This is a genomic window from Pseudomonas sp. DCB_AW (assembly GCF_026240895.1).
Classification (GTDB): Bacteria; Pseudomonadota; Gammaproteobacteria; order Pseudomonadales; family Pseudomonadaceae; genus Aquipseudomonas; species Aquipseudomonas kermanshahensis.
Genome location: NZ_JAPFCE010000059.1, coordinates 1 through 13,711 on the forward strand (window position 1 = coordinate 1; position 13,711 = coordinate 13,711).

A 13,711-nucleotide genomic window follows, 5' to 3' on the forward strand; every position below is an offset into this window, starting at 1 on the left:
GTCAGGCCCTTCTTCTCGTTGACTGGGATCTGCAACACGCCGGGCAGTTGATATTCGACCGGGTCTTCGATAGTGATGATCTTGTCAACGCCGTGGTTGATCTCGCTGATCATGGCGTACAGGGTGGTGGTCTTGCCGCTGCCGGTGGGGCCGGTGACCAGGATCATGCCATAGGGTTCGGCGGCCAGCCGGCGCAAGGCACGCAGGGTTTCGTCGGCAAAGCCCAGGGCCTGCAACTGCACGCCGCTCACCTTGTCGGACAGGTCCTGTTTGTCGAGCACCCGCAGCACGGCGTCTTCGCCAAAGATGCTGGGCATGATCGAGACCCGGAAGTCGATCTGCCGCTCACCCACGGCGACCTTGAAACGGCCGTCCTGGGGCACGCGCTTCTCGCCGATGTCGAGCTCGGCCATGACCTTGATGCGCGAGATCACCTGGTCGGCGAAGGCGCTGCCGCTGGCCTTGCCGGCGCCGTTGAGCACACCGTCGATACGGTACTTGATGGTCAGGCCCTGGCCGGTCATGCCCAGGTGAATGTCGCTGGCGTGCAGTTTGAGGGCGTCGTAGAGGGTCGAGTTGACCAGCTTGACCACGCGACTCTGGTCTTCGCTGATGCTGGTCAGCGACAGGCGTTGCAGCGGGTCGCTTTCGCTGCTGGCTTCACTGTCGTGGTCAAGCGCATCGACCGCGTGGAAGCTTTCTTCATGGCGGGCCAGAAACGTCGCCAGCTCGGCGGCGTGCGCCAGGTACAGCGGCGCGCCTTGCAGCACATCGTCGATCCAGGCCAGGCGCGCAGGGTCGAAGGGGTCGGCGAACACACCCAGCAGTTCGCCGCCCTGCTCGATCAGCACGAACTCGCGTTTCAGGCACTGGGCCAGGCTGACCTTGTCGAAGCGGGGGGTGCTGGCCAGCAGCGCCTGGCTGTGCAGCACGGGGTAATGCAGGGTGATGCCGAGGCGGCGGGTGAAGGTGTCCGGGGTGTCGTTGGCCAGGCGCTCCAGGCAATTGAGCAGGCGTTCGTCACTGGCTTGCAGACGGGCCTGGGCCAGCAGCTCGCGTGTAAAACCGACAATCTCGAGTACTTCGGGCATGGCCTGCGACTCCGCTCAGGGGGCGCGTCGCAGGCTGGCTCAGCCAGGGCAGCGGGCGCCGCTATTCCCCTGTGAGCAGTTGTTCGTCATCCGGACCTGGGGGCTTGGCGCCATTACGGCGGCGGTCAGCCAGTACCCAGCTACCATCGTACAACTGCAGGGGGAACGATTCGTTCCTGGTCTGGCGTCGTTCGACGAACCCTTCTGCCGGGTTGTCCGTGGCCCTGCGCCGGCGCTCGATGCCCATCAGGTCGAGGATCGCGCGCGCCAGTTCCGCTAACGGGAACGGTTTGAACAGGACATGGGTCACGCCAAGTTCGGCGGCTCGCTCACGGACCTCGGCGGTCGGGTGGGCGGTGATCAGCACGAAGTGGCACTGCCTGTTCTTGCGCACGGTCTCCAGTACCTGAAAACCCTCCATATCGGGCAAGCGGTAATCCAGCACGATCACTTGCGGTGCCAGGCGTTCAGCCTGCTCGATACCACTGGCACCGTCGTGGGCAACATGAACTTCCAGGCCTTGCGCCTGCAAATACGCCTGCAGGTTCTGCGCAAGAGTCTGTTCGTCATCGACTACCAATACTCTGTTCACCAAGGTCGACTCCCAAATACTGCCCGGTTTCCCGGTCTGCGAAGTGCGGCCTTGGTAAGGCTTGAGCAGGCTTCGTGCCAGGCGTGAATAGTCATGCTGCACCACTGTAAGTCGTTGATCTGGCAAGGGTGCCCGATAACACCCCAGGCGCAGCGAGCAAGCGAGCTCGCCCGGTTCCCCACATCCGGGGGACCTGATGGCACTTTGCCAAGTCGTTATTCCCCAGCTTTGGGGAAACGCCATCGGGGCCTTCAGTCGGCGATTTCCACTTTAGCGGATTCGCGCAAACGTTGGCGCACAGCTTGCCGCGCTTGCGCCTGCAATTGCCCGATGAGCGAGGCCCTGGCCAAGACCAGGCCCTGTTCACGTATGACAGAAGGGTTATCACTTTGGTTCTGCGCTCCTTGCAGTCTTTGTCGATTGGCCATGTAGAAGGCCTCCACCTCGGCCTGGCTGGGCGCGTCGACCGCGCTGAGCTGGGCATACACCCGCTGGGCAGCCAGCTCGCGGCGGGTGTAATCAGCGTACTCTGCCCTATCGAAGCCTGCCTGCGCCAGACGCCGTTCAAACACTGTCGGGCTGCCAAACGCCGCCTCCACGTCACCAACCTGGGCAGACACCTGTTCATCACTGATGCCGATGCCCTGGCGTTGGGCCTCCTGCCACAGCAGCTCCTTGTCGATCAGCTCGTCCAAGGCCTGGTCGCGCAGGCGCTTGTACAGGGTCGGGTTGCGGATGCTGGCCACCGCGCGGCCCTGGGCTTCGAGGTACTCCGTGAAGTAGCGCTCAAGGCGCATCACATCAATCTCCACACCGTTTACCCGCGCGGCCGGCACATCGGCCCAACTCGCCTTGGCGACCAGCAGCAACAGGCACAGCAACAGGGTACGCATGGCAACCTCCGCTCAAGGGGTGTCCGGCACTGGCCGGTACGGGGTGACCGAGGTGAAGCGCGGCCCGGGCAAGGCCACCGCCACCACGTGGGCACCGGCCATGCCCTGCCGGCGACCGGGGCCGAAGCCCAGGGCTGGCGTGAGGCCGGTAGTGACGTCGTGCAGGCCCTCCAGGGCCGTGATCAGTTGCTCGCGGCTGGCATCTCGGCCGATCTGTTTAAGGGCCTCTGTCAGCAAGCGCAAGGCGCACAGGGTGTTGACCTGCAAGGACGCCTGACGCGGGTCCAGGCCCTGGCGTTGTTGCAGGCCGGCGAGGGTCGCCAGGCCCTGCTCGGTCCAGTCTTCGGGCACGAATGGGTAGGCAAGGTAGACGCGCTGCGACCACTGCGCAGGCAAGTTCGCCACGGCCCCGACCACCTGGCTGGACGCTGCAAACAGGTATGGCTGGCGGCCTGCCGCCTGCAACGCGGCAGCCAACTCGGCAAAGGCCTGGGCGCGGCCAACGAAGACGATGCCCTGGCCGTCCACCGCCTGGCCATCGAAGGGCTGCAGGGCGCCGGGGGCCCAGCCTTGCTGCACAAGCTGTTCACGCACCAGCTCGGCCAGCGGCGCTTGCTCGTCACCGGCATACACCACACGCAAGCCATCTGGGGCGAGGCCCAAGGCGTCACGGGCGTGGCCGGCCAGGCTCAGCAGTTGCGCAGGCAAGCCCGGCAGCGGGTCGAAGATCTGCGCACTGCCGCCACTGCGCGGGGTGCTGCCGATCAGCGGCACGTTCTGCTGCGCCAACACCGCGGTCAGGCGCTGGTCGAGCATGGGTGCCAGGGGGGTAATCAGGCTGAACACCTGCTCCTTGTCCAGCAGTTGGCGAAGGGCCTGCTCGGCGCTGTCGGCGTCGCTGCCTGGGTCGAGCACCACCAGTTCCAGGCGCCGCCCGTGCACACCGCCTTGCTGGTTGAGTTGCGCCAGGCCGTCTTCGAGTACTGCGCGCACCACGTGCCCTGCTTCGGCCAGCGGCCCGGAGCCCGGCAGCAAGGTGCCCAGGCGCAGCACGCCCTCCTCCACGCCCGGGTCGCGCTCATCGGCCAGGCGTTTGAGGTAGGCGGTGAGGTTGCGCTGGTCGGCCAGGGTCAAATCGAAACGCGGCATGGCGGCGTCCAGGCGATTGCCGGCAGGGTCCACCCCCTGCTGGATCGCCCTGGCCAGGCTGGCGTCGGTGTAACGCGGGTAACTGCGGCCATTGGTCTGCCGCTCGCCCTGGCCCAGTGCCAGGCGTTGCCAGTCGAGGCTCGGCGGGCGAACACCGCCTTCGGCGCGGCCGCGGCCGTCGGCGCCGTGGCAGCTTGCACAGGGTAAGACGCTGGCAGGGACGCTCATGTCGCTGGAGCCGACGCGTGCCAGTAATTGTGCGTCGCTGCTCGACTGGCCTTCGCGGTACAGGCGTTTGCCCGCTTGTTCGTGCTCGGTGAGGTCGAGGGCGAAGGTGGAGCCGCACAGAGTGAGCCCTAGCACGCATACCAGGCTTTTGTAGGAGCGGCCTTGCGTCGCGAAAGGGCTGCGCAGCAGCCCCAGCAGTCTCTGCATCGACACCGAAATCTGGGGCCGCTGCGCAGCCCTTTCGCGACGCAAGGCCGCTCCTACAACGGCATTGGCCAGCGCAAGGTTCATGATGTCACCGCCCCGCCAGCGGTTGGGCCAGCAGCTGCATGCGCTGCGCGATCGCCATTGGGGGCGCATCGGGGCGGATCTTGCTCCAGCGCTTGCCTGCCACGTCACCGGCAATCAGCTGCGTGGAATGCTGTTCGGGGCTGGGCAGGAACTGGCCGATGCGGCCCAGTACCAGGTCGACACTGGCCTTGTCGCCAGTCAGGAACAGCCAGTTGGGGCCGACCACGCCCTGCTTCTCGGCAAAGGCCTTGAGCGCCGCCGGGGTGTCGTTGAGCGGGTCGCTGCTGATCGAGACGAACGTCACCTGCCCGGCCAGCGCCGGCCCCATGGCCTCGCGTACCTCCCGCAGCTTGCGGGTGATCAACGGGCAGGCGTCGGTGCAGTGAGTGAAGATGACGTTAAGCATCACCACCTTGTCCTTGAGCACATCGCTGTAGAAGCGCAGGTCGCGGCCATTCTGGTCCTTGAGCACGGTGTCGGTGAACCAGGTCTGGGCATCGCGGGTGCCGCCGCCGCTGGTCATCGCCTGGGGCGCTGCCTGTGGCTCGGGCGCCTGCTGGGCATGGCCTTCGTGGGCCAATGCGACCGAGGCAAGAATCCACAGGCAACCGCCCAGTACCAGCCAGTCGAGACCGCGCATACCGGCGCGGCGTGAGATCAGATGGCTCATGGTTGCACCTCGTTATGGTCGCCGGTGTGGTCGGCATGGTGTTCGGCGATGGCCGTGCTCTTGGCATGCACCCGGCGTGCGCTGAGGCGGTTGATTTCCGCGACCAGTACCGCCGGGTCGGTGAAGCCGTAGTAGCGGGTCCAGTGGCCGCTGCGGCCATCGCCCACCAGAATCAGCGGCGGGTGCTGGCTGAGGTCGGCACTGAAGCTGCCCAGGCCTTTGAGGGTTTCGGTGATGGCGTACGACGTACCGGTCAGCCAGCTCCAACCCGGCCCTTTCTGGAAGGCCTTGGCGTAGCTCTGCAAGCGCTTGGAATCGTCGCGCTGGGGGTCGACGCTGATCGACACCAGGTGGATTTCCTCGCCCACACGGCCGCCCAACTGCTGCTGAACCTTGCCCATGATCGACGACACCACCGGGCACACCGTGGTGCAACTGGTGTAGATGAAGCCCATCACCACCAGGTGATCGCCGACCAGGTCCTTCTCCAGGCGCACAGGCATCCCGTCCTGGTCCAGCAGCGAGACATCGGCAAAGCGCACACTGGCTTTCTCCTGTCGCGCGGCGGGCGGTTGCTCGGCATGGCCGCTGTGGTCATGCCCGGCATGGGCCAGGGCCAGGTTGCTGGACAACAACAGGGGCAGCGCCAGGCTCAGGCCCAGCCGTGTAAAAGCATGCTTGGCGTTCATCGCACACTCCTGGTTTGCATCTGGGAAGCGTCCCCTTGGGACGCCGTGGAGGCCGAGGCCGGCAGGACGCGCAGGCTGGTGTAATTCTCTTCGGCAAACTTGCGGCCCAGCGACGGTGACTGCACATGCAGGTACCAGGCGCCGGCTTCGGGCAGGGTCAAGGCCGCTTGGTAGACGCCCTCGCCCACTTCTTCGAGGCGCAGGTTGCGCGGCATCGACGACGGCGCCAGGAAGTAGCGCAGGCTCAGGTCATTCAGGCCCAGGCGCGGTTCACCGTCGTCGCCGACGATGCGCACCCGTGCGGTGAAGGCGCTGTGCTGCGGCAAAGGCTGCTCTAGGCCAAGGAACTCGGCATGCGCGCCTTTGTGCTTGCGGGCATTCGGCGCCTCGCCCACATCGGTGCTGAAGCAGTGGATGATTTGCGGCTGGTTGAGCAGGAAGGCCACGTCGAACTTGCCGGCCGCCGGCAGCTTCACCGTCGAGCCGTACACCCCTGGGGCCACCTCGCGCAGGCTGCGGTCGACGACGATGGCCGCGCGGGCCTGGTGGCCGCGGTTGTTGTAGCCCGACATCGGCGCGTTCATGCCCTCGGCGTAGAAGTAGGTGGTGTTGTCTACCGGGTTGACCACGAACACCGAGTTGTCGTCACGCGACACCGATAACCCTTGTGCCAGCGGCAGATCACCGGCTTGGCGCGGCGCTGCAGGGCCGGCGTCGAAGCCCTGGACGATCGGCGAACGCCCTTCCCCAAGGCTGCTCAGGTTGATCATGCTGACCTTGGGCGAGGCCAGGCCGCGGACGTAGGCATAGCCCTTGGTGAAGGTCAGTTGGTAGGGTTCGGCCGACACCGGGATGCGGTGGATGAGCGTGTCGGTACTGGCATCGATCACCAAGGCTTGGTTCTCCAGGGTGTTGAGCACGATGCCGTAGCGCCCGTCGCTGCTAAAACGCATCGGGCCCAGGCCCTGTTCCGCCGTGACGGTGTGGCGCGGTTGATGGCTGCGGGCGTCGATGACCCGCACCGTGCCTTCCTGGCCATCGACCACATAGACCGCCTGGGACAGCGCCGAGTAGCTCACCGACAGCGGGTGCGGCCCCACCACCAGGGTCTTGGCCAGGCGCATTTCAGGGATGTCGATGATGCTCAGGGTGCCGCTGTCGCGGTTGCTGACAAAGGCGTAGCGCGAGTCGCTGCTGAAGGCGATCTCGTGGTGCCCGGAGCCGGTGGCGAAGGACTTGAGGGTGCTGCGCCCGGGCACGTCGATCACCGTTACCCCGCCCTTGGCCGGGTCGCTGCTGTTGTTGCCCACCCACAGCCGATGCTGGTCCGGTTGCAGCGCCACCCGCGTCGGTTGGTCGCCGGCATCCAGGTCGGCCACGCGGGTGAAGGTCTCGGTATCGATCACCGACACCTTGCCGCGCTCCGGGATCGACACGAACACCTGCTTGTCGTCGCCGGTGGCCGCCCAATCCATGGGCCTGCCTGGCAGTTCGATACGGGCCATGGTGCTGGTGACGCCCCCCACCGAAACCGTCGGGTCGATCACCGTCAGGCTGGCGTCCTTGTTCAGCATCAACAGGAAGTAGCTGTTGAGGTCGAGCAATGGCCGGGCACCAATACTGCTTTTGAGAAACAGCGCCACGCGGGCCTTGCAGCTTTGGTCGCGGTCACCGACCGGTGCCGACTGGGCCGGGTCGATCCAGGCCCCCGGCGCCATGCCCGACAGCGGCTGGCCGCTGGCCTGGTCGCTGACCTTGAAGCGCACGTTGGCGAAGGCGCCTTCGCGCAGCTCGCCCCCGGCCAGCGGCCGCGCCTCGAACTCCACGGTCACCCCGTCCCGGCTGAGCCGGTGCAGGGCCTGCGGGTCGGCAGGCTCCTGCAGCAGTTCGCGTGGGTCGCACCAGAGCTGCTCATACGCTACGCCCAGGCCGATCAGTGCCACTCCCAGCAGTACCCCCAAGTAAGCAGGGCGAGTCTTCTTGTTCATGCTCGCACTCCCGTGTCGTTATTGTGGCGCAGCCGTTGCGGGCGGCGCTTCGTTGCTGACCCGCAAAATCCCCCACAGCCCCGAGAGGTTGCCGTAGGCGGCATAGTCGCGGAACAGGTAGTCCCCCGGCACCGCATTGGCACCACCCGCGCTGGGCAGCATGAAGCTGAAGTGCGCCGCTGGCAGTACGCTTTCCTGGGCACCAATGTAGATCGACATCGGGTTGAAACCGAAGCGCACCGAGCCGATGCCTGGCAGGTTCATCGGGTAACCATCGGCGTCGTTCTTCTCGGCCTGGTAGGCGTGCAGTGGCCACAGGTGCCCGTCCAGCTGGTAAGTGATGCCACGGCTGCCACCGCTGGGCATCAGCACATGGCTGCGTGCCGGCTGGCCGGGCTTGGCCCAGAGCACGGGCGTCTGCGGGTCGCCTCCGACCAGGGCGTTGCTGTAGGCCATGTGGGCGTTTGGCACATCGGCGAAGCCATTGCCGTCGGCATGGCCGAACGGTGCGTCCGGCGCCATGCCGAAGCGCAACCACAGCGGTTCGGTTTTGTAGTTCATGGCCATGTTGCCGTTGTCCTTCGGATCGCCCGGCACGCCATTGCCTTCAGTAGCGATACCTTCCACGGGGCGGCCGTCTGCCCAGCGCATGTTCATCGAGCGCTGCCACACCGTGACGAAGTCGCGGTAGTCCGGCTGCCCGCTGACTTTTACCGTGGCCTGGGCACGGCTGGCGGTGTCCTCGGTGAAGGTGGCGGCTTGCGGCAGGATGCTCATGGCGCCCACCAGGCCTTTTTGCGGTTGCTTGATGAAGTCGGACGGGGTCAGGTTCAGGCCGCCGAATTCGATCGCCGTGGTGTTGATGTTGTCCACCGTGCGGCCCAGTTGCAGCACCGGCTTGCCTTCACGCTCCAGGTGCCCGGCGTAGTACTGGTACACCTTGCTCGGGTAGGCACCGCTGGTGCCGGCACGCGGCGGCACGGTCTGCACCGGGTTGAGGCCGACGTTGGCACCATCGGACTTGGTGATGTCGTAGGCCAGCAACTGCGCGTGCAGGCCAACATGGCTGGATGGCCGCATCAGGTTGTTGTTGAACGCCGTGGAGCCTTCGCTGCCGTTACGGTCACGCTTGACCACGTTCTGCATCACGGCCGTGCTTGGCAGGTCGGGCATCACCAGCGGCAGGCGGTTTTCCAGGGTGATGCTGATGCAGTCGCCGGCGTTGGCGCGCAGCACCAGGGGCTCTACCGGCACGCCGGGTTTGAGCTTGCCGGTGGTCGCGTCCAAGTCTGCCTTGCGCACATACAGCACCGCGGTCGGGTCGTGCAGCGGTGCGCTGTGGCCGCCAACGGTGAAGGTGGTGCCGTCCTCCTCATCCACCACGCTCACCTGCGGGATGCTGGTCTTGCGGCTGTTGAACACCAGCGTGCCACCGCCAGGCTTGAGCGGCCCACCGACATGCTGGCCGACGCCGGCCGGGTCGGTGATGCTGACCCCGTGGCGGTTCTCAAGAATGTCGTTGGCCAGTGCGGCAACGATCTCGTAGCTGCGCTTGACCGTGGCGCGGGTACCAATGCCATTGGCGTTGGTGGTGGTTTTTGGGCAGATGCCGTCAAAGTTAACGGTGTTGCGCATGGCCACCGGCTGCGGGTTGTTCGACAGCGGGAACAGGTCCGGGCGCAAGGTGGTGTAGTTGCGCATGATGCCCCAGATGCCGTTCCAGTAGCCTTCCAGTGCCGCGTCCAGCGAGTACAAGTAGTCGCCATTGGTGGCCGCAGAGCTGGAAATCATCGACACCGGCGCCATGAAGCCCAGCTGCTCGGAGATGCCGATCATCTGCGATGCCTTCCACCCCGAGTTGGAGCTGCTGCCGAAGCCCGAGCCATTCTGCAGCCACTTGACGCCGTGCAGCGTGACGTTGTGCTCCTCTTCATGGCCACCGGCATGCATGCGCAAGCGCACGTTGTCACCCGAGTAGGTGCGCAGCAGCGGCGTGAACGGGTCACCGGGCTCGCTACCGGCGGTGTTGATGTGCGGCGGGAACACCGTGGTGCCACCGGTTGGGCCGACCGCCGAAGTGATCGCCGAGGGCGCCATGTTCATCGCTGGGATGGCACGGTCGGTGCGGCTCTGCAAGGCATAGCTCAGGTCACCGCCCAGGCCGTCGGCCTGCATGCCGCGCTTGCCGTCCGGGGCCACTTTGTTGGGGTCGAACACGCGCAGGGCCAGCGGTTCGTTACGGTAGTTGACGACGAACATGCCTGGGTCATCCACCGAAATGGCTTGTGGGCACGGCCGGCTTGGGCAGCCAGGGCTCAGGCCACCGCGCGACTCGACCACCGATTCGAGCAGCGACGAGGCTTTCTGCCGTACCGGTGGGTTGATGGCGTAGCGGAAGCTGTCGGCCGTGGCCGGGTACGACTGGCCATTGGGAATACCGTCCGGCCCTGCGCCCACGTACACGCCGGCTTCATAGGCATGCTGGAAGTCGCTGTACTCGAGGAAGAACTCACGGTAGCTGTCGTTTTTGCCGTCGCCATCGTGGTCACCGGTCTTGATCACTGCTTGCCACGAGGTTGGCCCACCGTCCTGGCGCGCAGCCGGGTTGTACAGCTGCTCGCCGGTTTCGGCGTGGTACCAGGTGGAGCCGGCAGGTTCGGCCAGTACCGTGGCGTACAGGCCCAGTTGCTGGTGGGTCGATGGGCCAAGGTGGTCGTGGGTGAAGATGGTGCCCAGGCCGCGGTCGACGTTGTGCACGTTGACCACAGGGTCGGCGAACCAACGCTGCATGGCGGTACGCGCGCCCAGCCAGTCGGCCCGGCCAAAGCGCCCGAAGTACGGGTGCTGCTTGGCGCTTGGGCAGGCGGCGGTGCCGTCTCGGCTATCGCCTTCGGTGCAACCGTTGTAGGCGCGAATGGCATGCACGCGCTCGACCACGCTGCCGGGCGAAAGAATGCCGTCCTCGTAGTTCCAGCCGTTGGCCGAACCGTCGGCCGCGGTGAGGTCCCACTTGGGCAGGTGGATGTGCTGGCCAATCACGTCGGTTGGGGTGCGCACCTGGTAGTCGTCCATCTCATAAATGGACGGGATCAGGTTGGTGTGCTGGTACATGGTGCAATCGAAGGTGTTCATGCGCATCACCAGCGGCTCGGGTGGGCGCTGTTTGGTGATCACTGGCCAGGCGTCTTCCCAGAGGGCAATGATGCGCGCCTGCGGGAAGTGGTAGCCCACTTTGTTGTAGACCGCATCGAACTGAATGTTGGCGCCTTTGTAGATGCGTGGGCGGTCGGCGGTGAAGGCAGACGCACCCCGGAAGCTCATGCCGGTCAGGCTTTCACCGCTGGCGAACTCGCCTATGCCCGAGGTCTGGGTAAGGCGCTTGCCGCGGTCGTCCATGCACGGTTCAAAGAACGGTGCCCCAGCCGTCGGCAAGGCGCCATTGGTGCGGAAGTTGCGCGCCACCGGCTGGCTGCCCGGCATCAGCGCATAGCTGGGGTGCTCAGCCTTGGCGTGAAACTTCATGGCCGCCTGTTCGACTTCGGTGCCCTCTTCCGGCAGGTAGATCGGCTTGGCTTTGTGCACCACCTTGGAGAAATCCAGCTTGGTGGTGGTGGTCAATGCTTCGCCACCTGCCGAGATGCCGTCCAGCGCGTGCCGGCCCAGGCCACCATCCCAGCCATCGACCTGGTTGGGGTCCAGGTTGGCCCACAGGGCATTGCCGCTGTTTTTCAGTTGCTGGGCAAGCGCAGGGTCGAGCATGTCCAGCGGCGGGGTCGGTGGGCGCTGGCCGACGCTGCTTTCCATGCCACCGATCCAGAACGGGTAGCCTGGGTTTTTCAAGGTGCCGTCGGCGTTGCGGTTGGTTTCGCTACGGTCGACCAGGGCCAAGGAGCCGACAGCCTTGGGCCCAGCTGCCCCGTGGCCATGGTCATCGTCGCCCTCTTCTTCCTCTTCATCATCGTCCTGCTCATTTGCGGCCACCCACTGCTCTGCAAGCTTAGGCACCACGACCACCCTGCCCGGCATCGGCGCCATGGCTTTGCCCGGCAGCGGGACGATGGCGGGGATCGGCGTACCGGCAATGATTTCACCGTCCGGCAATGCCCGTGCGCCGACGGCTGGCTTGCCACTGCGCAGGGCAAACGGCGTGCTGTGGAAGCCGTTTGCATCCTGGCCACTGACCTCCAGCCGGGTACCTTCCTCGAACACGTCGTGCACCCGCCACATAGCCCACATGCCTTGGGCGAAGTGCGGGTAGAAATGGCAGTGGTAGATGGCATCGCCCGCTACGCGGTTACGGTTGCCAGAGCCGCCGTTGGCGATCTCGTAGGTGTACCCGATGCCCGGGCCGATGCCTTGGGCGTCCACATAATCGGAGTTGTCATCGTTGGGGTTGAACAGCCACTGGTGGCCGTGCAAGTGGAAAATGTGCTGTTCATGGCCATTGTGCGTATTACGGAACTTGGTGAAGTCGCCAATGTAGCTGTGGTGGACGTTGGCCGGCTCCGACGGGTACAGGGCCATGCTGGCCTTGACGCCCACGGCATTGGCCGGTGGGGTTTCGCCGGGGCGGATGTTCTCCAGGCCGACGTTGGCCGGCACGTCCACCAGCGTGCCGATATCGCCCACGGTGTGGGCGCTGAGGAAGAACTCCTCGTAGGCGCACGACAGGCAGTCATGCATCGGGCCCACGCCCAGGCGGTTGGCCACAACCTCAGCGCCCATGCCGCCCGAGCCGTAGTTGATCATGAACGAATCGCGGGTCGGCTCCAGCACGTGGCCCATGATCGGGTCGGCCCAGTAGCCGGGGAAGGCCTGGGTGCCGGCCACTTCGTCGGCGAACTGCGAGGCGAAATCACGGAACGCATCCAGCCGGTTGGGCAGCGCCGGGTTGCGCTTGTTGACGCTCTCCAGTGGGTAGGTCGAACGGGGGAAGCTGCCGTCTGGGTTGGGGCCCATGACGATGGCATCGGTCTCGCTGTTGAGAATCTCGTTGCCATCGACCATGGCGATGATCGGCTTGCCGGCCTTGCCTTCAGTGATCCAGGGCTCGGCCTGCGGGTAACGGGCCTGGTAATCGATGACAGGTTGGCCTGTAGGGGTACGGCCGGTGGTGGCCAGGCGCATTTCTTCTTCGGTCAGGGTGTTGCGGAAGGTGCGCCCGCCTTTGGGCACCACCACCACCTGGCCGAACAAGCCGTTGGCAACGTTGCCGGCGCCGCCCTGGCCGCCGAAGGTCGCGCCTTGGCTGGTGGCGGCGAAGGCCCCTTCGCGTTCGGCATACAGCGTGTAACTGCGGGTGTTGCCCGGCGACACCAGGAAGTTGCCGTTGCGGCCGGTGTTGGCGGCGATGTCGCCAATGCTGTTGACGGCTTGCATGCCGTTGACCTGGAAACCTACGTGGCGGTCGCTGACTTGCTCATCCGCAACGAAGTGCTCACCGCCTTCATTCTCGAATTCGGTTTCCGGCCCTTCTTCTTCCTCACCTTCGGCCTCGTTTTCTTCGTGGTCGATACCGTGCTTGTTGGGGTTGGCCTGGTAGGCCAGCAGGTTGGTCAGGTTGACGGTGAGGCAGTCACCGGCAGCGACCCGCAAGACGATTGGCCGTGGGCGTTTGTCCGGGCGCAAGGTGACTTTGCCAGGCACTGCGGCTCCGCCTTTGCCAAGCGGGACCTGGTGCTCGTCCACGACATCTTCGCGCAGGGCGAACATCATGCCATTGGCGTTTTGCGCGCCAAGGCGGTTGAACATCAGCGGCTGGTCCAGTGCGACCACATTGGCAACCAGGGTGCGCTGGCACTGCACAGCTGCCTCGCTGGTCGCTTCCCAGCCGAGTAGGGCCAGGACAAGGGATGACAGGACGGGGCCTTTGAGCGGGGTCGACATGCTGCACCTCCGGAACACAGGGTCTCTGCGTGGAGGTTCAGCAAGGTATATGCCAGATGAGAATTGTTATATTTTTTGGTGAGTTACAGCGCTAACCGAAACAGATTGGGGAGGATTCCCCAGCGGTTTTCCCCGATTCGGGGGATGGGGCTGCGGGTAGGAGCAGCCCTGTGCTGCGAAGAGGTCGGTGACAACACCGTAGATAGTCGCCGCTAGTATGGGCCTCTTCGCAAC

8 protein-coding genes are annotated in these 13,711 nt (G+C 65.3%); all 8 read right to left on the reverse strand.

Translation table 11 applies throughout. The annotated features are described in order from the left end of the window. The coding region (locus OO306_RS22470) for a GspE/PulE family protein (protein WP_265969957.1) at positions 1–1,091 on the reverse strand (1,091 nt) is incomplete at its 3' end. A 61-nt stretch (positions 1,092–1,152) separates the two neighbouring features. After that, entirely contained in the window at positions 1,153–1,686 is a 534-nt protein-coding gene (locus OO306_RS22475) for a response regulator (protein ID WP_172960411.1), read from the reverse strand. Between the two features lie 248 nt (positions 1,687–1,934). Continuing rightward, complete coding sequence (locus tag OO306_RS22480) at positions 1,935–2,576, reverse strand: SurA N-terminal domain-containing protein (protein WP_265969958.1); 642 nt, start codon at positions 2,574–2,576, stop codon at positions 1,935–1,937. Positions 2,577–2,588: 12 nt separating this feature from the next. Continuing rightward, positions 2,589–4,244 (reverse strand): ABC transporter substrate-binding protein, encoded by a 1,656-nt coding sequence (locus OO306_RS22485; protein WP_265969959.1) that lies wholly within the window; start codon positions 4,242–4,244, stop codon positions 2,589–2,591. A 4-nt stretch (positions 4,245–4,248) separates the two neighbouring features. Continuing rightward, the gene (locus OO306_RS22490) at positions 4,249–4,914 is read right to left on the reverse strand and encodes an SCO family protein (protein WP_265969960.1); all 666 of its coding nucleotides are present in this window, start codon (positions 4,912–4,914) and stop codon (positions 4,249–4,251) included. Next, a complete protein-coding gene (locus tag OO306_RS22495; RefSeq protein ID WP_050580734.1) occupies positions 4,911–5,603 on the reverse strand; it encodes an SCO family protein in 693 nt (230 codons plus the stop codon). Before OO306_RS22495 ends, OO306_RS22490 begins: the two co-directional genes overlap by 4 nt. Beyond that, on the reverse strand, positions 5,600–7,591 hold the full coding sequence (locus OO306_RS22500; RefSeq protein WP_265969961.1) for a cytochrome D1 domain-containing protein: 1,992 nt from the start codon (positions 7,589–7,591) through the stop codon (positions 5,600–5,602). The genes OO306_RS22495 and OO306_RS22500 overlap by 4 nt, the downstream gene beginning before the upstream one ends. A gap of 18 nt (positions 7,592–7,609) precedes the next feature. Continuing rightward, positions 7,610–13,477: a manganese-oxidizing multicopper oxidase MnxG gene (gene mnxG / locus OO306_RS22505; protein ID WP_265969962.1), complete on the reverse strand. Its 5,868-nt coding sequence runs from the start codon at positions 13,475–13,477 to the stop codon at positions 7,610–7,612. Positions 13,478–13,711 lie beyond the last annotated feature (234 nt).

Bases quoted from the DNA above. Each gene is read 5' to 3' on its own strand.
- OO306_RS22495 (WP_050580734.1), bottom strand. From the start codon at position 5,603: ATGAACGCCAAGCATGCTTTTACACGGCTGGGCCTGAGCCTGGCGCTG.
- mnxG (WP_265969962.1), bottom strand. From the start codon at position 13,477: ATGTCGACCCCGCTCAAAGGCCCCGTCCTGTCATCCCTTGTCCTGGCC.
- OO306_RS22485 (WP_265969959.1), bottom strand. From the start codon at position 4,244: ATGAACCTTGCGCTGGCCAATGCCGTTGTAGGAGCGGCCTTGCGTCGC.
- OO306_RS22490 (WP_265969960.1), bottom strand. From the start codon at position 4,914: ATGAGCCATCTGATCTCACGCCGCGCCGGTATGCGCGGTCTCGACTGG.
- OO306_RS22500 (WP_265969961.1), bottom strand. From the start codon at position 7,591: ATGAACAAGAAGACTCGCCCTGCTTACTTGGGGGTACTGCTGGGAGTG.
- OO306_RS22480 (WP_265969958.1), bottom strand. From the start codon at position 2,576: ATGCGTACCCTGTTGCTGTGCCTGTTGCTGCTGGTCGCCAAGGCGAGT.